Source organism: Microbacterium sp. 1S1 (genome assembly GCF_008271365.1).
GTDB lineage: Bacteria > Actinomycetota > Actinomycetes > Actinomycetales > Microbacteriaceae > Microbacterium.
The window spans coordinates 1,025,997-1,046,561 of sequence record NZ_CP043430.1 but is presented as its reverse complement, the minus strand read 5'-3'; the positions used below and the strand labels follow the sequence as shown (position 1 = coordinate 1,046,561).

The window sequence follows — 20,565 nt, the reverse complement described above, 5'->3', positions numbered from 1 at the left end:
CCTTTGCGGCGTCCTCGCCGCGGTCAGGCGTCCGGCCGTCTGCCGGATCGCGGTCACCGATCAGTCCCCGATCCCCCGCGCTCTCCGAGCGGATGCTCAGAAGTAGTCGCCCGCCGTGAAGTGGCGGATGCCGTCCACCCGGGCCTCGCGGCGCAGCGGGCGGATCATCCCGGTGCGGTCGTCCTGGCGCACGGCCGCCGGAGCGAACGCCCGGACGGCGGCCTCTTCCGCGGCGAGCGCGGGGATGGCCAGCTCACAGACACGGACGCCCGCTGCGGCCCAGTCTGCGGCCACCGCGTCGAGCACGGCTCCACGCACCGCGGCAGGATCCCCTGCCGTGGGACCGACCGCGCTATCGTGCAGCAGCCCGACACCGTCCCGCACCTCCGCCACGGCATAGCCGACCGTCGCACCGTCGTCGACCTGCCGATACAGCGTCGCGCCGCGCAGCCGCACCTCCGCCATCGTCCAGTCGCGGTCGCTGCGCACCGGTGCGAGCACGATGCCGCCCGCGCGGGAGTGCTCGTAGGCATCGCGCACGGTTCCGAGGACACCCAGCCCCACGGACTCCCGTGCGATCGCGTCGGATTCCGCGACCGCCTCGGGCGCCGTCCACGGCCCGGCCATCGTGCGCGGCATCGAGAAGGTCAGGAACCCGCTGGACCGGTACACCTCGGGGGTCCCGGTGAACAGCAGCGCCCAGTCGGCGTCGCGTCCCTCGTCCAGACTGGCGGCGACGAGCCGACGCGCGAGACCGCGACCGCGGGCTCGCTCGGCGACCGCCACGCTGCCGATCGCGTGCACCTGTGCCACGCCGCCAGCGGTCTCCCGCAGGCGCTTCGGCAGTCCGTAGATCGACCCGCACACGCCCTCGTCGTCTTCCGCGACGAGCGTGTGGCTCAGCCGCTCGGCGTCCACGAGCCACTGGTCCGGGGCGAGGGCTGGGGTGAACGCAGCCGCCCAGAGCGCCACGAGGGCGGACTGGTCCTCCGCGCGCGCCGACCGCACGACCACGGCGCTCATGCCATCGAGGAGAGCTGGGCGCGGTCGACGGCGTGCCGGAGGGGCTGCCCCGCGGCGAAGGCGTCGAGCTCGTCGGCGACGATCCGCCCCTGGCGCAGCCGCCCCTCCACGGTCCCGGCCGCGCGATGCGGGGTGAGCAGCACGCGCGGTGCCGAGCGGAAGGGGCTGTCCGCGGGCAGGGGCTCCTCGTCGAACACGTCGATCGCGGCGCTCAACCGGCCGCGCTGGAGCTCGGCGAGCAGGGCGGCCTCGTCGACGAGCCACGAGCGCGCCGTGTTCACCAGGCCCGCGCCGTCCGGCATCAAGGCGAGTTCGCGCGTCCCGATCAGGTGATGTGTCTCGGGCAGCGTCGGGGCGTGCACGGCGACGATCTGCGCGCGGCGGAGCGCATCGTCGAGCGGAAGGAGCTCCGCGCCGAGCGACGAGGCCTCGGCCGCGTCGATCGTGGGATCGACGAGCAGCGGCTCGGCGCCCAGGGCACGGAGCAGCTCGAGGTAGGCCCGGCCGGTCCGGGAGGCGCCGATGACCGCGACGGGCGCGCCGAGGATCTCGTGCTGCACCCCGACGGCGTCCGCGTCCCACCACCCGTCCCCGGCGCGCAGGGCGTCGTGCATCTCCGGTACCCGGTGCAGCAGGGCGAGCGTGAAGGTCAGCGACACCTCCGCCACGGACCGCGCCATCCCGGCTCCGGCCTGCGTCACCCGCACTCCGCGGTCGAACAGCGCGTCGGTCGCGAAGGGCTTGATCGTGGCACCGGTGTGCGCGATGAGCTCGAGCTTCGGGAGCGTGGCGAGCACCGCGTGGTCGAAGGGACCAACGCCCCAGCTCGTCACCACGACGCGCGCCTCGTCGAGCACTGCCTCCGCGAGCCGGTCCACGCGCACGAACGTCCCACCGAGCCGAGCCGCGACGGCCTCCAGGCGGGTCGCATCGCCGGGCGAGAAGAACTCGGCGAACAGCTCCGCGGAGCAGGCCGCGACCACGGTCGGAGCGCTCGTCCCGGCGGTCATCGCAGCCAGGCCTCGAGGTTCTCGGCGATGAACGCGTCGTCGTTGAGCTCGGGATACGCCCGCCGCACGCGGGCGATCTCCTCCGCCTGCCCCGGCGAGAGGCCCTCGGCGGGATCGAGGCACCAGATGCCTTCGAGGAGCCCTTGCTGGCGGAGCATCTCGTGCACCCCGGCGATGACCCCGTGGAAGTCGTTGCCCGGGTCGAACACGGCCTGGTTCACGTCGACCATGTCCGAGGCGCGGCGCCCCACCTCGCGGTAGGCGTCCGCGTCTCCCGCCAAGGCCCGGTGCACACGTTCGAGCAGCGCGACGGCCGCGTGCGTGCCGACCGCCCACTGGCCCAGCAGCCCCCCGACGAACCGCAGGGTGCGCCGCCCGGACGGGGAGTCCACGTGGAACTCGGAGAGCAGATCCGCGACGATCGCGTCGTCGTTGCCGGTATACAGCGCGATCTCGTCGGCACGCCCCGAGGCGGCCACGCCCCGCACCAGCTCCAGCGTGCGGTAGCGGTCGAACGGCGCGGCCTTCACGGCGACGACCGACGGGATCGCGGCGAACTCCCGCCAGAACTCGCGGTCGAGCACGGGACCGCCGATCGCGGTCTGCAGGTAGAAGCCGACCAGCGGCAGCACCTCGCCGACGGCGCGGGCGCGGTCGAGCAGGGCACGCTCGTCCGCACCCGCGACGCGGGGACTCACCAGCACGGCGTCGTAGCCGAGGGAGCGGGCGAGCTCCGCCTCGGCGACCGCCTGGGCCGTGTCGCCCGCCACTCCGGCGATGCGCACGAGGGTCGCATCGCCACGGGCGTCCATCTCCTCCGCGGCCAGGGCGAGCACCGGCTCGAAGAGCGCGTGCTCCGGGTCGCGGATCTCGAACTGCGTCGTGTGCACGCCGACGGCGAGGCCGCCGGCGCCGGCGTCGAGATAGTAGCGGGACAGGGCCCTCTGTCGCCGCTCGTCGAGCGTGCGCGCGGCGGTGAGGGCGAGCGGGTGCGCCGGGATCACGGCGCCGCGGGCCAGGGTCGCGGCGGCCTCAGGACGCAGCGACGGCACGGTCGCCGTCCGCCCAGCGGAGTCGGCCATCAGAACTTCCCGTCCCGCACGGCCCACTTGGTGGGCTTGGCGATCATCGGCAGCCCGTCGCGGATCCAGTCGGCCTGCATGCCGATCAGCTCCTCGGCGGAGACCGACGGGTAGCCGAACAGGGCCATGCAGCGCCGGGCGTCGCTGAGCAGCGCGGTCGGCTGCGGCTCGTCGACGATCTCGACATCGCGCTCGAACAGCGCGCCGAAGCGGCGGGCGATCGAGGAGACGCTGAGCAGCTCGGGACCGGTGAGGTTGATGACGAAGGGGTCGGTGGACGCGTGCACGAGGCTGCGCAGCACGACCTCGTTCGCGTAGCCCTGCCAGATCACGTTGACGTTGGCGGTGGCGACCGAGACGGGTTCCCCCGCGTGCACCGCGCTGCCGATGTCGGCGAGTACCCCGTAGCGGAGGTCGACGGCATAGTTCAAACGGATGATCGCGACCTTCGTGCCGCGCTCCTGAGCACCGAACTCGAACACGCGCTCCCGGCCGAGGCAGGACTGGGCGTACTCGCCGATCGGGGCAGGCGTGGTCTCCTCGGCGGCGCCCCCGGACGAGGCGGGGACGAACGGGTAGACGTTCCCGGTGGAGAGCACCGAGATCGCGCTGTCGCGGTAGCGCCGGGCGATGCGGTCGGGAAGAGCCGCGTTGACCTCCCAGGCCCAGGAGGCGTTGGTCGCCGCACCGAACTTCGCGCCCACCATGAACACCACGTTGGGGGCGTCGGGGAGGCCGGAGAGGTCGTCGTTCTCGATGAGGTCGAACGGCACGACGCGGACCCCCGCGGCCTCGAGGCGTTCACGGATGGCGGCGTCGCCGAAGCGGGAGACCGCGTACACCGTGTCGCCCGTGCGACCGGCGGCATCCAGGCCGCGTCGGGCGAGCATCGCCAGGGTCGGTCCCATCTTGCCGCCCGCGCCGAGGATCACGAGGTCTCCCGACCCCCGGGCGAGGTCGGCCACGAGCCCGTCGCTCGGGGTGGCCAGCGCCTCCTCGAGTTCGGCCTCGGAGGCGAATGCGTACTGCGTCATTGTCGTGCGGTTCCCTTCTTCTCAGCCCTTGATCCCGGTGCCGGTGACGCCCTCCTGCACGTACCGCTGAGCGATGAGGTACGCGAGGAAGATCGGCAGCAGCGCCACGACGGAGCCGGCGAGCATGGTGCTGAGCGGCACATCCTGCTGCTGCAGCGACGAGATGCCCACGCTGAGGGTGAACATCGAGTTGGACTTGGCGATGATGAGCGGCCACAGGAAGTCGTTCCAGTGCCACAGGAAGACGAAGATCCCGAGCGTCGCGAGGATCGGCTTGCACAGCGGGAGCACGATCCGCAGGAAGATGCGGAACTCGCCGGCGCCGTCGATGCGGGCGGCCTCGAACAGCTCGTCGGGAAGACCCTGGATGAACTGGCGCATGAGGAAGACGGCCTGCGCGTTCGCGAGCGTGGGCAGGATGAGGCCCCAGTAGGTGTCGATGCCGCCGAGGTTCGCCATGAGGATGAACGTCGGGATCAGCGTCACGTGGAACGGCACCATGACCATCGCGAGGAACGACCAGAACATGACCTCCTTGCCGCGGAAGCGCTTCTTGGCGAAGGCGTATCCGGCGAGTGCGGAGAGGAAGAGCACGGCCACGACCGACACGAGCGAGTAGACGAGCGTGTTGAACAGCCACACGAGGATGTTCTGTCCGCCGAGCACCTGCTCGTACGCCTCGAAGGAGATGTCGTTCCAGGGGAGCAGGGAGCCCGGGAGCTCGACGACCATGCCCGGCTTCAGGCTCAGCACGACCATCGCGTAGAAGGGGAAGAAGCTGAGGATGCCGGCGAGACTCAGCCAGATCCAGCGGACGGCGATGCCCCAGCCGGTCGGCTCGAGCGCGCGGAACGAGCGGCGCTTCCGCGCGGCGGGACGCGGGGCCGGCGGCGTCGTCTGCGTCGGCGGCTGCAGGAGGGCGGTCATTTCTGCTTTCCGATCACGAGGCGCTGGATGAGGGCGACCACGAGGGTCATGATGAACAGGGCCACGCCCACCGCGGCCGCGTAGCCGTAGTCGAAGTAGCGGAAGCCCTGGTCGTAGAGCATGTAGACGAGCGAGTAGCTGGCGTTCGCCGGTCCGCCCTGGGTCATCACGTAGATGACGTCGAAGACCTGGAAGGCGGCCGTCGTCTCGATCACCGCGAGGAAGAAGAAGGTCGGGCGCAGGTGCGGGAGGATGATCCACCGGAAGCGCTGCCAGGCGTTCGCGCCGTCGACCAGCGCCGCCTCCTCCAGCTCGCGCGGCACGTCCTGCAGGGCGGCGATGAGGATCATCATCCCGTAGCCGAACCGGGACCAGACGCCCACCACGACGATCGCCGGGATCACGAGCACGGTGCTGCCGAGCCAGGAGCCGCCGAGGCCGAGCGGGGTCATCAGCGCGGACCAGGGGCCGTTCGCGGAGAAGATCCAGACGAAAATCGAGCCGGCCAGCACGAGCGAGGTGATGACGGGGAGGAAGAAGATCGAGCGGAAGAACCGAGCGCCGCGGAAGGCGCGGCGCACGCCGAGGGCCATGATCGTCGACAGCACGAGCGCGATCGGCACCGCGAAGACCGTGTAGATGAGGGTGGTCCCCAGCGCCCGCCAGAACAGCGGGTCGGCGACCAGCCGCTGGAAGTGGTCCAGGCCGCGCCAGGCGATCTCGCCGGAGATGTCGTAGTCGAAGAAGCTCAGCGCCACACCCGCGATGCTCGGGCCGAAGCGGAAGGCGATGAACAGCAGGAAGGCGGGGAGCACGAACAGGAACGCGACGCGCGCTTCCCGTCGGGCGAGCACCCGGGTGACCCGTCCTGCGGGCTTCGGCGCCGTGGTGGCCGTCGTCATTGTCGATTCCTCACGTGGGGGGCGGAGAGAGGGGGCGTGCGGCGGGTACCCGCACGCCCCCTGGATGTCACTTCTGCAGCAGCGGGGCTGCGGCGGCCGCGGCGTCCTTCAGGGCGTCGGCCGGGGACTTCTGGCCGAGCAGGGCGGCCTGGATCTCCGGCGAGAGCACGCCCATGAGCGCGCGGGAGCTGGCGTCGAGCTCACCCACCGTGGTGTCGGGGACGTACTTCTCGACCTCGCCGAGCAGCGGGTCGTCGGCGTACAGGGGCTCGGTCGTGCTGAGCGCCGAGAAGAAGCCGGCGGCCTTGAGGTAGGGCTCGACGACGTCGGCGCCGGTCGCGAACTCCGCGAACGCGGCCGCGGCCTCGGGGGCCTTCGAACCCTTGAGCACGGACAGCGAGCCGACGGTGCCGTAGGCCACGGACTCCTCGTCGGTCAGGGGCGCGAGGACCTTGACGTTCTCCTCGCCCCAGAACGGTGCGACCTCGGTCACGGCGTTGTTCCAGGTGCAGGCGACCTTGCCCTGCGCGATGGCGGTCTGCTCCAGCGGGACATTGGTCGTGAGGGCCTCCGGGTCGAGCGCGCCCTCCTCGGCCAGGTCGGTCAGGAAGGTGAGGGCCTCTTCGCCGGCCTTGCTGTCGAAGCCGACCTCGCCGTCCTCGGTGTAGACCTCACCGCCGGCCTGCCACAGCAGCGGGTAGTAGGTGAGGTTGAGGGTGTTCTCGGCGGACGCCGGGTAGTTGAGGGCGTACATGCCCTTGTCGACGAAGGCCGGGGCCATCTCGGCGATGTCGTCCCACGTCTCCGGGTACTCGGTCACCCCGGCGGCCTCGAACGCCGCGGCGTTGCAGATGAGGGGCTGTGCGCTGGTGAGGATCGGGGCGCCGAGGATGTCGCCGCCGAGCGTGACGGACTCCTTGACGTTCGGGAGCAGGTCGCCCTGGCGCTCCTCGCTGAGCAGGTCGTTGAGGGGGGCGATCGACTTCTCGTACGCCGCGAGCTGATCAGGGATGAGGTAGACGACGTCCGGTCCCTTGCCGGCGGCGATCGCCGTCTGCAGGGCCTCGTCGCGGTTCGCCCACGGGAAGATCTCGTACTTCACGGTGACGTTCTCGTTCTCCTTCTCGAACGCCTCGATGGTCGAGTCCCAGAAGTCCTTGTGCACCGCCTCGTCGGCGATGACGGGGTAGAGCCAGACCGTGATTTCCTGCTCGCCCTCTGCGGTGTTGCCTCCGCCGGCCGAACATCCGGCCAACAGGGTGGCGGCCGCGACTCCCGCGACGACGCCGGTGATCTTGCTGACGCGCATGGTGCTCCTTTGCGTAAACCGTGCTGAGTACGGTTCATTATGACATTGGCTTTGGATAATTCGTCAAGCACAAGTTCCCAGAGCCGTGTTTCCCCCGTGTTTCTCGGCGGTGAACAACAAACCCCGATCTGAGAATCGGGTGTGCTAATTTGATCGCACCAACGGCGGAGACGAAGGAGGGACCCGATGGGCGCGACCAGTCCGCTCTCGATCGTGGCGCGGTCCGCACTCCGGCTGCGCGACGCCGGGCCGGCGACCGTCAGCGACCTCTCCCGCTCACTGGAGGTCTCCCGCACCTCCGTCGAGAACGCGGTGACGGTGCTGTCCGACTCCGGGCTCCTCATCGACGCCCCGGCGCAGAACGGCGGCGGCGCGGGTCGCCCCGCACGGCGATACTCGTTCCACGCCGCCGCCGGTGTCGTGGTCGGCGTGGACATCGGCGTCGCGAGCGTGCGGGTCGTGATCGCGGATCTCGCGGGCGTCGTCATCGCCCAGCGCGCCTTCCCGGGCGTCGCCGAGCAGCCGGACGGACCGGCCAAACTCGCCGCGGTCATCGACCAGGTGCGGCACACCCTCGACGCGCTTCCCCTGCCGCGGACGCCCCTGCGCGCGATCGGCGTCTCACTGCCCGGCATCGTCGACGATGCCGGGCGCGTGACCACGTCGGTCGTGATCCCGGAGTGGTCCGGCATCGACATCGGCTCGCAGCTGCGCCAGGCGTTCGGCTGCCCCGTGGCCGTCGACAACGGCGTGCGGCTCGCGGCCGTCGCGGAGCACCACCTCGGCGTCGCGCAGCTCGTCGACGACGTCATCTACCTCTCGGTCGGCAACCGCATCGCCATGGGCCTCATCCTCGGCGGCCGTCCGCGGCGCGGCATCCACAACGCGGCGGGAGACATCGGCCGTCTCGCGTTCCGCGGTCTGAACAGCGAGACAGGGCAGATCTCCTGGCGCGCCGCGCCGACCGCCGCCGAGGTGTTCGCGCTCGCCCGCGCCGGAGAACCGGCTGCCAGGGCGGAACTCGACGACTTCATCGACGAGCTCGCGCATGGGATCGCGACCCTCATCATGACGGTCGACCCCGCGATGGTCGTGATCGGCGGCGGACTCTCGGCCGCACACGAGCAGCTCCTCGACCCCCTGCGCGCCGCTCTGCCCGGGCATCTCGGCCTGCCGTTCCAGGTCCCCGTCGCCGAGGCGCGGCTGGGAGCCGAAGCAGCCGCGCACGGCGCCGTCGTGCATGCGTTCCAGCGGCATCCGGACGACATCTACGGCATCGAGGACATGCCCGCCCCGCCGATCACCCCCTGCCGCACGACCCCGCGGCCGGCGACCACACCGAGGAGAAGCAGTGAGCACGTTGAAGGTCGGACTCATCGGCGCGGGCGGGATCTCGCGCGTGCACGCCGACGCCTGGAGGGCGCTCGGCGTGCAGGGCTTCGTCACCTCGAAGGAGGGCGCGGACGAGATCGCCGCGGAGTACGGGTTCGAGGTCGTGGGCGACGTCGACGCGCTCCTCGAGAGGGTCGACATCGTCGACATCGTCACGCCCAGCAGCACCCACGCCGACTTCGCCCTTCGGGCCATCGCCCGCGGGCTCGACGTGATCTGCGAGAAGCCGCTCGCCGCGACCGCGGAGGCCGCGGCCGAGGTCACCGCCGCCGCAGCCGCCGCGGGGGTGCGGCTGTTCCCCGCGCACGTCGTCCGCTACATGGGGGAGTACGCCCGGATCAAGGCGGGCATCGACGCCGGGCAGATCGGCACCCCCGCCGTGCAGCGCTTCCGTCGCCTCGGCTCGGCCCCTCAGGCACCCTGGTTCTTCTCGGAACGTGCGGGTGGCGGCGTCATCCGCGACCTCATGATCCACGACATCGACCAGGCGCTGTGGTTCGCGGGGCCGGTCGACAGCGTCTCCGCCGTGCAGAACCCGCCGACGGTCGACGACCGTGTGCCGGCCCCGGTCACGGCGCACGTCGTGCTCACCCACCGGAACGGGGTCATCAGTCACGTGCACGCGAGCTGGGTGCAGCCGGGCATGCCGTTCCGCACGAGCGTCGAGGTCGCCGGCTCCGAAGGGCGTCTGCGCTACGACAGCGCCGAGGACCACACGCTGCGCACGGATGCCGTGGTGGTCGATGGCGCGACGGACTACCTGCCCCCGATGTCGCCGGAGGAGAGTCCCTACTACGCGGAGATCGCGGACTTCGTGGCCGCCATCGCGGAGGGACGCGACGCCGCGGTGACTCCCGAGGACGGGATCCGGGCGGTCGCGGTCGCCGAGGCGGCCTACGCCTCGATCGCCTCCGGAGCACCGGTCACCCTCCCCGCTTCGTCCCCTGCCGTCGCCGTCGCCGAGGAGGCCACCCGATGACCAGTCCCCGCCCGCTGCGGATCGCCGTGCTGTCCTTCGCGCACACGCACGCCCTCAGCTACGTGCACGCACTGCAGCAGATGCCCGACGTCGAGCTCCTCGCCGCCGACCCCGACGGCGTCTCCGCTCCGGACGACGCCCCGCGCGGCGGCGCCCTGGCCGCGGAGCTCGGGGTCGCGTACGTCGAGACCTACGACGAGGCTTTCGCCTGGGGTCCGGACGCGGTCGTGGTGGCCGCGGAGAACTCCCGTCACCGCGCGCTGGTGGAGCAGGCGGCGGCCGCGGGGGTGCACGTGCTGTGCGAGAAGCCGCTGGCGACGACGGTCGAGGACGCGATCGCGATGCGCGATGCCTGTGACCGCGCGGGCGTGCTCCTCATGGTGGCGTACCCGGTGCGGTTCTCCCCCGCCGTGCGCGCTGCCGTGGCCGAGTTGCGCAGCGGACGCCTCGGGGCGATCCTCGGCGTCACCGGCATCAACAACGGCAAGCTGCCGCAGGACCGGGCCTGGTTCACCGACCCCGAGCTCGCCGGCGGCGGTGCCCTGGTCGACCACGTCGTGCACTGCGCCGACCTCCTCGACGAGCTCCTCGGCGAGCGCGCGCAGACCGTCCGGGCGGTGTCGAACCGCATCCTGCACGGAGAGCGGGACCTCGCGGTCGAGACCGGCGGCCTCGTCACGATCCAGTACCCGAGCGGCGTCGTCGCCACGATCGACTGCTCGTGGAGCTGGCCGATGAGTTCGCCGACCTGGGGCGGCCTCACGCTCGAGGTCGTCGCCGAGCGCGGGACCGTGACCGTGAGCCCCTTCGCCAAGGGCGTGGCCGGACACGATGCTCGCGGCGAGACCTGGACCCCGGTCGGGGCCGACCTCGACGCCCTGTTGCTCGAGGAGTTCGTGAGAGCGGTCCGCGCGGGCCGTCAGCCCCAGCCCGACGCGGGTGTCGGCATCCGGACCGTCGAGATCGTGAAGGCCGCCCAGGAGTCGGCCTCCCGCGCCGGCACCCCCATCCCCTCTAGTGCGTGCGGGATCACTTTCGTCCCTCCCGCACGCACCCCCGGCCCCTTTCCCGTCCCGCACCCACCCGCACGGACGAGTACCCGGCGTGCAGGATCGAAAACGCACCTGTCTCGGCCCCCGGCGGCCCGTTTCCCGTCCCGCACAAGGACGGGTGCGCATCGGCGCGAGTCCGGCCCGCGGACACCGGCCGCCGGACAGGGCGGGCATGAAACGGGGGCGGCGGGCGTTGCACCGGAAGCAGCAGCGACACGGAGGAGACATCAGCATGCGCATCGACCTCACCGGGAAGACCGCCCTCGTCACGGGCTCCACCCAGGGAATCGGGCTCGCCATCGCCACGACCCTCGCCGACGCGGGAGCGCGAGTCGCGGTCAACGGCCGGAACGCCGACACCGTGTCGTCGGTCATCGCGGCGCTGCAGGAGGAGAACCCGGAGCGGAACCTCGTCCCCGCGCCAGGCGACGTCACCACGGAGGACGGCGCCGCCACCGTGCTCGCGGCCGCCGGAGACGTCGACATCCTCGTCAACAACCTCGGGATCTTCGGGGCGGTCCCTGCCCTCGACATCACCGACGACGAGTGGCGCCGGTACTTCGACGTGAACGTGCTGGCCGCCGTCCGGCTCATCCGCGCGACCCTCCCGGGCATGATGGAGCGCGGGTGGGGACGGGTGCTCGACATCGCCAGCGACTCGGCGGTCGTGATCCCCGCGGAGATGATCCATTACGGGATGTCAAAGACCGCCCTGCTCGCCGTGTCCCGGGGCTTCGCGAAGGAGGCCGCGGGCACCGGCGTGACGGTGAACTCCGTGCTTGCGGGGCCGACCCACACCGGGGGCGTGGAGGACTTCGTGTACTCGCTCGTGGATCCCGAGCTGCCGTGGGAGGAGGCGCAGCGAGAGTTCATGCGCGTGCACCGTCCGCAGTCGCTGCTGCAGCGGCTCATCGAACCGGAGGAGATCGCGAACATGGTCGCCTACCTCGCGTCCCCGCTCGCCTCGGCGACGACCGGCGCCGCGGTCCGGGTCGACGGCGGCTACATCGACGCGATCGTGCCCTGACCCGTCGCGTCGCCCTGCGCTGCGCCTCGGGCCGGGACGGAACCGTTCGCGCGGCTCGACGATGGACGAGAGTATGCTGGCACATCGGGGTACGAGACCCCGGAGAGAAGCACGGAAGGCGGTGATGGCGATGTCCGACGATAGTAACGACGCCGCCCTCGCTGCGTCGCGCTTCCTTGCGCTCGCGCGTTGAGCCCCCGCTCCGCGCTCGCGCACCCCGCCTCGCAGTCATCGGCGGCGTCTCCCGCCCCCTGACGAATGCGCACGCACCCTCGCGTCCGTGCGCCCGCGAGAACGGAGCCGCATCATGGCGCTCATCGACAACGGCGTGTACGTCCACGGACGTCGCGTGGAGACCCCGAAGAACCTGGACGAGACCTACCGCCTGCTGGACGCCGCCGGCGGGATCGCGTGGATCGGCCTCTACCGGCCGAGCCCCGAGGAGGTCGCCTCGGTGGCGCGCGAGTTCGATCTGCATCCGCTCGCCGTCGAGGACGCCCTCTCCGGTCACCAGCGCTCGAAGGTGGAGCGGTACGGCGACACCCTCTTCGCCGTGCTCCGCCCGGCGCGGTACCGCGACAAGGAGGAGTCGATCGAGTTCGGCGAGCTGCATCTTTTCATCGGCCCCGACTTCGTGGTGACGATCCGGCATGCCGAGTCACCGAACCTCGCGGCGGTCCGCCGCCGGATGGAGGCGAATCCGGAGCTGCTCGCGATGGGACCGGAGGCGGTGTTCTACGCGATCCTCGACGAGGTCGTGGACGAGTACGAGCCCGTCGTCGCCGGTCTGGAGAACGACATCGACGAGATCGAGGACCAGCTCTTCGGGGACAGCGACGACGACGCGCTGTCCCGCCGCATCTACGAGCTGTCCCGCGAGGTCATCAACTTCCAGCGCGCCGTCCATCCTCTGAGCGGCATGCTGGAGTGGCTGCGCCGCGGCTCGGAGAAGTACCGCATCGACGAGGAACTCCAGCGTTCGCTCCGCGACGTCCTCGACCACACGATCCGCGTGAACGAGCGCGTGGACTCGTTCCGCGCGATCCTGGAGAACGCCCTCACGGTGCAGTCGGCCCTCGTCGCGCGGCGGCACTCGGAGGCGGGACTCGCCCAGAACGACGAGATCAAGAAGATCTCTTCCTGGGCGGCCATCATCTTCGCGCCCACCCTCGTCGGCACCGTCTACGGGATGAACTTCGACGTGATGCCTGAGCTCCACTGGGCGTTCGGCTATCCGATGGCGATCGGCGCCATGGCGGCGTTCGCGGTCGGGCTCTACGGGGTGTTCAAGTACAAGAAGTGGTTGTGAGCCGCGGTCACTCGCCCTCGACGCCGGCAGTCCCGTCGCCCTCGCGGACCTCGACGTCCTCCACCTGGAGGTCCTCGTCCACCTGGACGACGACCCGCGAGTCAGGGAACTGCTTCGGGGCGAGGAAGCTCAGCACGAGCGCGTCCGCGAAGACGACCACGGAGGTCGCCTCGAGGTCGTCGCGCAGGTCGGTCTGCTCGGCCACGGGTTCGTCGTCGACCGCATCGTCGATGTCCGCCGCGACCTCGTCGATGATCGCGCGCCACCGGCCCTCGTTCACGCCGAGGATGCGGGTGACGCCGTCGAGCAGTCCGTCCTGATCGACCTCGCCGTCGAGGTGATCCTCGAGTTCGAGGTCGATCGTCACGGTCACCGTCGTCCCCGCCGCGTCGATGAGCGCGCGCCCGGAGATCTGGCCGTTCGCCGAGACGGGATCTTCCAGCACCCCGCTCTCGACGATGCGTGCCAGGAGGGAGTCGAGCGCAGAGGAGGCCATGTCCCCAGTCTTCCGCACTTCCCTCGTCGGGGGGGGCGCCGAGAGCGCCAGGGCGACCGGATCGGACGGCGCGCGTAATCGGATCCCCTTCTCGGCGTCTTGACCGGTGGCGCACGGGCGAAGCCGTCGCCGCGACATCCGGGAGGGATCACATCACCATGAGAATCGCAGTCACAGCCGGCGGCGGTCCGGCGGGAACGACGGTCATCGAACATCTCGCGCGACGCGGACACTGGGTGGGCGCCGTCGACATCGCCGCGGAGGGCGCGGGTCAGACGATCGCGAACGCCTGCGCGGTCGTGCCGGCCGCCGCCGCCCCCGGTTATCTCGAGGCCCTGGTGGCGCAGCTCTCGGCGTGGGAGGTCGACGTGCTCGTCGTGACCACGGCCGAGGAGCTCGCCGTCCTGGCCTCCGCGCACGAGGCCCTGGCCGCCGCCGGCACACGCGTCCTCATGCCGCCCGCCGCGGCCATCGCCGTGTGCCAGGACAAGCTCGCCTTCGCGCGCACCCTGGAGGACCTCGGGATCCCCCACCCGCCCACCTCACTGGTCGGCGAGACACCCCGCCGGGACCATGGATCTCGAAGCCCCGTGTCGGCAGGGGTTCCCGCGGCGTGGTCATGCACGACGACGAGGCGAGCCTGCCCGTCGAGGCCGACGACATGCGCATCGTCCAGCAGCGCCTCGTCGGTCGGGAGTTCACGGTGGACTTCCTGGCCGACACGGGGTCGCGTGTCGTCGCCTCCGCCGCCCGGTGGCGCCTGACCGTCCGCGGCGGGATCAGTGCGAGCGGCCAGGTCTTCACCGACGCCGAGGTGGACCGCCTTCTGACGCGGCTGGTCCGGGGACTGAGGTACGTCGGCCCCGGCAACGCCCAGGGCTTCGTCTCCTCCGAGGGCGACGTGCACATCGTGGAGGTCAATCCGCGATTCTCGGGGGGTCTGGGGATCAGCCTGGCCGCCGGGGCGGATCTCGTCGGGGGCTACCTCCGACTCGCCTCGGGTCTGCCGGCCATCTCGTCGCGCGTCACCCCCGGCGCCGTGGTCAACCGCTATTTCGCCCCCGCGGTCTCCCGGAGCAGCCTCTTCCTCCGGCCGGGGGACGAGGCGCCGGTTCGTCGCCGGCTCCTCGCGGCGTTCGGCACCCGCCCCGAGGTGGTCAAGTTCGCGGGCGCGCGCGGCAGCCTCCTGACGGATCACGACGTCCACATGGTGTACACCGGCCAGCACGGCGACGGGGCGCTCGGTGCAGGGCTCGCGACAGAGCTCGGGGTGCCCCTGGACGAGTCCTGGACACTTCCCTCAGCCGACCCCCAGAAGATCGGGAGCCTCGTCACTCAAGCGATCGACGTGCTGGAGCGCCAGCAGCCGGAAGCCGTCGTGGTCCTCGGCGACACGGCGACCGTTCCGGTCTTCGCTCTGGCCGCGATCGACCGCGGGATCCCACTGGTCCACGTCGAAGCGGGTCTGCGGTCCTACAACCCGCTCTCCCGGGAGGAGGGCTACCGCCGGATGGTCGGCGCCGCCGCGCGCGTGCACTTCGCCCCGACACAGCGCGCGGCCGCGGCCCTTCTCTCGGAAGGCGTCCCGGCTTCCGCGATCGCCGTCGTCGGCAACCCGGGCCTGGATCCGCTCGCCCAGAGCGGCGTCGAGCGCGTGCCCGTGACCCAGCGGGAGGGGATCCTCGTGACCGCGCATCGACCGACGTCGGTGGACGCACGCGAGACCCTGCTCCGCGTCGTCGAGGTCGTCGAGGGCCTGACGGCGGACGGCCACCCCGTCACCTTCCCGGTGCATCCGCGTACCAGGGACAGGCTGCGCCATCACGCCCTGGCGGATCGGCTGGCGGCGACCGGGGCGACGATCACGGATCCGCTGGGCTACCGGGACCTCGTCGACGTCCTCCGTCGCTCGACAGCGGTCGTCACCGACTCGGGCGGTCTTCAGGAGGAGGCGGCGTGGTTCGGTGTCCCGACGGTCATCATCCGCGGATCCACCCCCCGGTGGGAGGGCCTCGAAGACGGGTTCGCCGTCTTGGCGGGGCTGGACGCCGCGGTGGTCCGCGCGCACGTCGCGACCCTCGGATCGCGCCATGCGCTCGAGCTGCTGTCCTCTCGTCGGGTGCCGTTCGGCGACGGCACGAGCTGGGCGCAGATCTCCCGCATCATCGGGAGTCCCGCCGTGGGCCGGCTGCTGCAGGCGGGGGAGCCGGACTTCGTCGGACGATCGGTGCCGCTCGCATGACCGCCGTCCCTTCCTGCTCCGTGCTCGGCGACCGCGGCGTCTCGCGGTCGCCGGGGGCCATGCCCGCTGCCGTCACTTTCGACCTCGACGACACGCTCTACGACCAGGCGTCCTGGCTGGACGGTGCGTGGCGGCAGGTCGCCCGCGCCGCGTCGTCGACCGTCGGCGCCGACCCGGACGACACGTATCGCCGGCTGTCGGCCGCCGCCGCCGCAGGCTCCGGCCGCGGCGGCATCATCGACTCGGTGTTCCCCCGCCTGCACCGCGAACAGCTCGACATGCTCGTGACCGCCTTCCATCGCTACCGCGCGGCGACGCTGCAGCCGTATGCCGGGGCGGTGGCGACGCTTCGCCGGCTCCGGTCCCGCGGCGTCCCCATCGGTCTGATCACCGATGGCGCCCCGGGCGGCCAGCACAACAAGATCGACGCCCTCGGGATCCGTTCGCTCTTCGACGTCATCACCGTGTCCGACGAGCTCGGGCGTGCCTTCCGCAAGCCCCACGAGCGGCCCTTCGTGAAGACGGCCCACGCCCTGGGCGTGTCCGCCTCCGCGATCATTCACGTCGGGGACCGCTGGGAGAAGGACGTCGTCGGCGCGCGCGCCGCCGGTTACCTGGGCGTCATCCGACTCCACACCGGCGAGTACCGCGGCGTTCCCTGTCGGAACGCCGCGGACGTCTTCTGCGTGCCGGACATCGCCGCCGCCGGGCGGCTCCTCGACGGCGGTGCGCCTCAGCCGTCGACGTGAATCCGGGCGGCGCGGGCCGGGATCGCCACGAGGACGATGAACGCCGCCATCACCGCTGCGAGGGCGAAAGCCGACGCCACCGTGTCGTGGACCACGCGCATCGCGTCAAAACCGGCGACGTTCGCGAGGACGGCCAGGGCCGCGATGCGGATCACGTTGGCACAGAAGGCGAAGGCGGCGGACGCCGCGGCCGCGAGAACGAGGGACCACGTCGGGGCGAGCGATCTCATCGCCGCGCACACGAGGAGCGCCCCCAGGAGCACGGGGGCGATGGAACAGCCGATGTCCGTGATCAGGAGGTAGAGGGTGCTGTCGCGGTCGTAGAGCCAGAGCCTGTCGCCTTCCGCCTCGGCGCGCAACGACCCGAGACGGAGCACCGCCCCCACCGCGCTCGTCTCGAGCCGCCGGACCCAGAGCTCGCACACGACGTAGACGAGGCAGCCGACCGCCGCGGTGAGGACCGTCACCCCGACCGTCCGGAAGCTCGGTCGGAGCTTCCGGCGCGGTAGTGCACGGCGGGGCGGGGCGATGATGCGCTCGCCCCTGGCCTCCTGGAGCGAACCTTCCGGCAGCACCGGCACGTCGTCGGAGAGCTCGATCGCCTCGGCCTCGGGCTGCGCGGCACGGGCGGTCTTCGCCCAGGAGTAGCGCCGGCCGAAGAGCCCTCGCGCCCATGCCGTGGTGACGATCGCCGCGCCGAGCACCACGAGCAGCAGGAGCAGGGGAGCGATGAGGAAGCGCCGCAGGGGAGCGCGGGCGGCGACGAGCGCGATGCCCACCGGGATCAGCGGACCCCACACGAGTAGCGGCCAGAGGCCGACGAGCACGGGCGGCGCGACCGGCCCGGTGACGCCGAAGAGGCCGGCCACGCTGATGAGCGCGAGCCCGACGGTGCAGATCACCGGGAGATGGTAGATCGCCAGGTAGAAGAGGAGTTCGGCCTTCTGCACGCCGCGCACGGACCGGGTACGGATCATCGCGGCGAGATAGTCGCGGAACACCTGCTGGTGCCCCAGAGCCCACCGGTGCCTCTGCCGCATGTACGCCCACAGCCCGGAGACCGCTTGCTCGTAGTCCACCGCGCGAGGCTCGTACGCGATCCGCGCCCCCGCCAGGTAGATCCGCATGGTGATGTCGGTGTCCTCCGTCACCGACATGACGTTCCATCCCCCCATCTCGACGAGAACGTCGCGTCGGACCGCGCAGTTGGAGCCTCCGTAGGAGGGCGCCCCGGCGTAGGCGGTCCGCCCCCGCTCGTTGACGATGAACCCGCCCAGGTAGTCGAGCGCGACGAGTTCCGAGATGATGCTGTCCCCCGTGTTGTGCACCACGCACCGTCCCTGGGCCGCCGCCACGGTCTCGTCGTCGAAGGCCGCGGCCAGGTAGCGGAGGCAGCGGCGGTCGGGGCGATGATCGGCGTCGAAGACGACGATGATCTCACCGGTGGCCTTCGCGAGAGCGGCGTTGAGCGCGCCGCTCTTCCCGCCGCTGGCCCCGGCGCCGCGTGCCAGGACCGTGAGCTCCGGCCATCGGGCCTCCCACCGCCGCAGGTGGGACAACGTCGCGTCGCTCGAGTTGTCGTCCACGACGATCACCTGCAGCAGGTGGGAGGGATAGTCCGTGGCGCGCAGATGCCCCATCAGGTCATCGATCACCCGGTCCTCGTTGTGGCACGCGACCAGGACCGAGATCGTCCGTCGCGCGGCCGGCGGACCGTCCGACGGGCGGTGCATCATCGCGCGCCCCGCCGTGAAGGAGATGGTGAGGGTGCGCACCAGAGCCACGATGAAGATGAATGACACCACGGCGAAGGCCGCCCCCACCGCCCACGTCGGCCCGACCATGATCGCCGTGATCGCGAGCCCCGCCAGCGCCGAGAACCAGATGCGGCGCTCCGTCCTGGCCGACCGGTACTGGCGGCGGGCCGAGGGGGGCCGCCGGAGGCCGGGGCCGTTCCACTTCATGGGCGACAGTCGAGCGACCGTGTCCGACGGCGCTCCGCTCACAGCGCGATCTCGTCCCACGCTCCCAGCGCCCGGTCCAGAGCGCCTTCCGGATGCGCGGCGTCCCACACGAAGCGGTGGGGCACGAAGCTCTCGGCATGGGTGACGCCACCCTGGAAGCCGCGATAGCGCATCAGAGCCTCGACCGCCTCGAGGTCGACCCGTCGACTGTGCGCGACCTGGCTCGCGTGCGCGGAGAGGGCCATGAGCTTGGGAGTGACGTACTCCTCCACGTCCGTGAACACCGTGGGAACGAAGCCGGAGGTGGTCGGGGACTCGAAGTGCAGCACCCGCGCGACATTGCGGGACGCCGAGAGCGTCGCCGCGGCCGTGGCACGGTGATCCTGGTGCGAGTCCTGGGGACTGTGGGTGTACACGATCGAGGGGCCGACCATCCGCACGACGGCTTCGATGGCCTCGATCAGCCCCGCGGGGGAATCCCCCACCTGCCCGTCGGGGAGTCCCAACCAGCTCACGTCGACACCGAGCACCGACGCGGCAGCGAGCTGCTCGCGCTTCCGCGTCGCCGCATCCGCACCGCTTCCCCTCGCGCCGTCGGCGACGACCAGCAGCACCACGCGATCGCCCGCCGCGACGTGGCGGGCGAGTGTCGCCCCGCATCCCAGCTCGACGTCATCGGGGTGGGCACCGACGGCGAGGACCACCTCCCCTCCCCCTCGACGCTCGCGCTCCCCCGTCGCTTCCGTCAACCTTTCGCCGAGATTCCACATCTCGTGACCTCCCTCTGTCGTGTGTTCATCGTTCTCTTGAGTCGTCGCCCTCGGGCATGGCGACGGGGGGCAGGATCGTGTCGGACCGCGCGGACCCCGGTCGACGCCGGGGTCCGCGTGGCGGGCTAGGCCCTCTTGCGGCGCCGCGAGATCGTCAGCGCCGTCGCCGCGGCGCCGGCGAGGACGGTGGCGCCGGCGACTCCGCCCAGCGGCACGGGGCCGCCCGCGGTCGGGACCTCGACCTTCGCGTCGTCGGAGTTGTTCGACGGGTTGCTGTCGGTCGTGCCCGACGTGACCTTCGCGATGTTGGTGATGGTGGCACCGGGCTCACGCACGACGCCGTTCACGATCACCGTCTTGGACTCGCCGACCGCGAGAGCGCCTCCTTCGAACGTCAGCGTGCCGCCGGAGAGCGAGACGCCGGAGGTGGGGGACGACCACGTGTCGATGCCGGCGGGCAGCGCGTCGGTGACCGTGTAGCTCGGAACCGCCGCGGTCCCGTGGTTCGTCACCGTCAGGGTGTAGCTCACGGCGTCGCCGACGTTGGCCTTGGGCCGATCGACGTCCTTGGTGATCCCGAGGTCGGCCGAGGTGCCCGGTTGGGCAGCGAACGTGTGGGCGTAGGTGTACGTGAACTGCTGACGCCAGTCGGTGATGGAGCCGCCCATCATCGACTGCACGGCCGCGTTCTGGATCGTCTTCTCGGGGACGGCTTCGGACGAGCCGGACGGCGCCCGGAACGTCGCCCGGAAGCTCTTCGACTCCTGTGTGACGCCGCCGGCCTCTGCAGGCGTCTTGCCGTTGAAGATCCACGTGACCGTGTTCGCCGCAGGGTCGTACACGCCGCCCTGGGTCGCCGAGACGAACGTGGAGCCCGCCGGCACCGGCATGACGACGCGGTATTTCACGCCCGAGACCTGCTCGTCGTACTTCAGCAGGACGTTGGCGCCTTCGGTGAACTCCGCACCGGGAGCGATGGTCTGCGTCCGTCCCGGCGACTGCGTCCCCGCACCGTAGTAGCCTCGCGGCTGCACGCCTTCCGGAGAGAGCGAGGTCGGTGCGACGGCTTCGGCGGCGACCGCCGCGATCGGTGCCGTGCTGAGCACGCCCCCGAGGATGAGGGCTCCGACAGTGATGCCGAGCCCCGTCCGGATCTTCTTGATCTTCATGTGTGTGCCTTTCTCTGATCTCCTGTTGCGCAGCATGGGATGTGCACGTTCAGTCACCCTCCTTAACGCCACCCGGCCGCATCGATTACGCGGGAGAACGCAGAAGAGGGCCGCCGTGACGGCGACCCT

17 protein-coding genes and 2 pseudogenes are annotated in these 20,565 nt (G+C 71.3%); 7 read left to right on the top strand and 12 right to left on the bottom strand.

The genetic code is table 11. The annotated features are described in order from the left end of the window. Window positions 1-96: 96 nt before the first annotated feature. The 8 genes from FY549_RS05220 to FY549_RS16700 all read right to left on the bottom strand — a co-directional run bounded on the left by FY549_RS05220 (window position 97) and on the right by FY549_RS16700 (window position 7,857). Entirely contained in the window at window positions 97-1,023 is a 927-nt protein-coding gene (locus FY549_RS05220) for a GNAT family N-acetyltransferase (RefSeq protein WP_149084132.1), read from the bottom strand. After that, window positions 1,020-2,033, bottom strand: a complete 1,014-nt coding sequence (locus tag FY549_RS05215; protein ID WP_149084131.1) for a hydroxyacid dehydrogenase — start codon at window positions 2,031-2,033, stop codon at window positions 1,020-1,022. The genes FY549_RS05220 and FY549_RS05215 overlap by 4 nt, the downstream gene beginning before the upstream one ends. After that, a complete protein-coding gene (locus FY549_RS05210) occupies window positions 2,030-3,115 on the bottom strand; it encodes a dihydrodipicolinate synthase family protein (protein WP_149084130.1) in 1,086 nt (361 codons plus the stop codon). Before FY549_RS05210 ends, FY549_RS05215 begins: the two co-directional genes overlap by 4 nt. Continuing rightward, the gene (locus FY549_RS05205; protein WP_149084129.1) at window positions 3,115-4,149 is read right to left on the bottom strand and encodes an NAD-dependent epimerase/dehydratase family protein; all 1,035 of its coding nucleotides are present in this window, start codon (window positions 4,147-4,149) and stop codon (window positions 3,115-3,117) included. The genes FY549_RS05210 and FY549_RS05205 overlap by 1 nt, the downstream gene beginning before the upstream one ends. 21 nt (window positions 4,150-4,170) lie before the next feature. Then, on the bottom strand, window positions 4,171-5,076 hold the full coding sequence (locus FY549_RS05200; protein ID WP_149084128.1) for a carbohydrate ABC transporter permease: 906 nt from the start codon (window positions 5,074-5,076) through the stop codon (window positions 4,171-4,173). Beyond that, the gene (locus FY549_RS05195; RefSeq protein WP_149084127.1) at window positions 5,073-5,978 is read right to left on the bottom strand and encodes a carbohydrate ABC transporter permease; all 906 of its coding nucleotides are present in this window, start codon (window positions 5,976-5,978) and stop codon (window positions 5,073-5,075) included. Before FY549_RS05195 ends, FY549_RS05200 begins: the two co-directional genes overlap by 4 nt. A gap of 67 nt (window positions 5,979-6,045) precedes the next feature. Further along, a complete protein-coding gene (locus tag FY549_RS05190; RefSeq protein ID WP_149084126.1) occupies window positions 6,046-7,287 on the bottom strand; it encodes an ABC transporter substrate-binding protein in 1,242 nt (413 codons plus the stop codon). A gap of 276 nt (window positions 7,288-7,563) precedes the next feature. Next, window positions 7,564-7,857, bottom strand: coding sequence for a hypothetical protein (locus FY549_RS16700; protein ID WP_262381141.1), 294 nt, complete (start codon window positions 7,855-7,857; stop codon window positions 7,564-7,566). Here FY549_RS16700 and FY549_RS16695 point away from each other — a divergent pair. The 5 genes and pseudogenes from FY549_RS16695 to corA all read left to right on the top strand — a co-directional run. Beyond that, window positions 7,738-8,466 (top strand): annotated as a pseudogene (locus tag FY549_RS16695) (ROK family protein); the annotation flags it as partial. The gene FY549_RS16700 and the pseudogene FY549_RS16695 sit on opposite strands and share 120 nt — an antisense overlap. Before the next feature lie 172 nt (window positions 8,467-8,638). Continuing rightward, the gene (locus tag FY549_RS05180) at window positions 8,639-9,658 is read left to right on the top strand and encodes a Gfo/Idh/MocA family protein (protein ID WP_159463654.1); all 1,020 of its coding nucleotides are present in this window, start codon (window positions 8,639-8,641) and stop codon (window positions 9,656-9,658) included. Then, a pseudogene (locus FY549_RS05175) lies at window positions 9,655-10,593 on the top strand (Gfo/Idh/MocA family protein); the annotation flags it as partial. The gene FY549_RS05180 and the pseudogene FY549_RS05175, both read left to right, overlap by 4 nt. Window positions 10,594-10,942: 349 nt before the next feature. Beyond that, window positions 10,943-11,737, top strand: coding sequence for an SDR family NAD(P)-dependent oxidoreductase (locus FY549_RS05170; protein WP_149084124.1), 795 nt, complete (start codon window positions 10,943-10,945; stop codon window positions 11,735-11,737). A gap of 307 nt (window positions 11,738-12,044) precedes the next feature. Beyond that, window positions 12,045-13,046: a magnesium/cobalt transporter CorA gene (gene corA, locus FY549_RS05165; RefSeq protein WP_149084123.1), complete on the top strand. Its 1,002-nt coding sequence runs from the start codon at window positions 12,045-12,047 to the stop codon at window positions 13,044-13,046. Between the two features lie 7 nt (window positions 13,047-13,053). On the opposite strand, the gene FY549_RS05160 is transcribed toward corA, so the two are convergent. Further along, a complete protein-coding gene (locus FY549_RS05160; protein WP_062637462.1) occupies window positions 13,054-13,542 on the bottom strand; it encodes a hypothetical protein in 489 nt (162 codons plus the stop codon). Between the two features lie 619 nt (window positions 13,543-14,161). Between FY549_RS05160 and FY549_RS05155 the strand changes: the two genes are divergently transcribed. After that, a complete protein-coding gene (locus FY549_RS05155) occupies window positions 14,162-15,784 on the top strand; it encodes a UDP-N-acetylglucosamine 2-epimerase (protein WP_262381140.1) in 1,623 nt (540 codons plus the stop codon). After that, the gene (locus FY549_RS05150) at window positions 15,781-16,533 is read left to right on the top strand and encodes an HAD family hydrolase (RefSeq protein ID WP_149084121.1); all 753 of its coding nucleotides are present in this window, start codon (window positions 15,781-15,783) and stop codon (window positions 16,531-16,533) included. Before FY549_RS05155 ends, FY549_RS05150 begins: the two co-directional genes overlap by 4 nt. Here FY549_RS05150 and FY549_RS05145 read toward each other — a convergent pair. The 3 genes from FY549_RS05145 to FY549_RS05135 all read right to left on the bottom strand — a co-directional run bounded on the left by FY549_RS05145 (window position 16,518) and on the right by FY549_RS05135 (window position 20,436). Further along, window positions 16,518-18,497 carry a glycosyltransferase gene (locus FY549_RS05145; RefSeq protein ID WP_149084120.1) on the bottom strand — a complete coding sequence of 660 codons (1,980 nt, stop codon included), beginning with the start codon at window positions 18,495-18,497 and terminating at the stop codon, window positions 16,518-16,520. The two genes, FY549_RS05150 and FY549_RS05145, sit on opposite strands and share 16 nt — an antisense overlap. A 38-nt stretch (window positions 18,498-18,535) precedes the next feature. After that, window positions 18,536-19,201: a PIG-L deacetylase family protein gene (locus tag FY549_RS05140; protein ID WP_062637470.1), complete on the bottom strand. Its 666-nt coding sequence runs from the start codon at window positions 19,199-19,201 to the stop codon at window positions 18,536-18,538. A 191-nt stretch (window positions 19,202-19,392) separates the two neighbouring features. Continuing rightward, on the bottom strand, window positions 19,393-20,436 hold the full coding sequence (locus tag FY549_RS05135; RefSeq protein WP_159463220.1) for a DUF11 domain-containing protein: 1,044 nt from the start codon (window positions 20,434-20,436) through the stop codon (window positions 19,393-19,395). Window positions 20,437-20,565 lie beyond the last annotated feature (129 nt).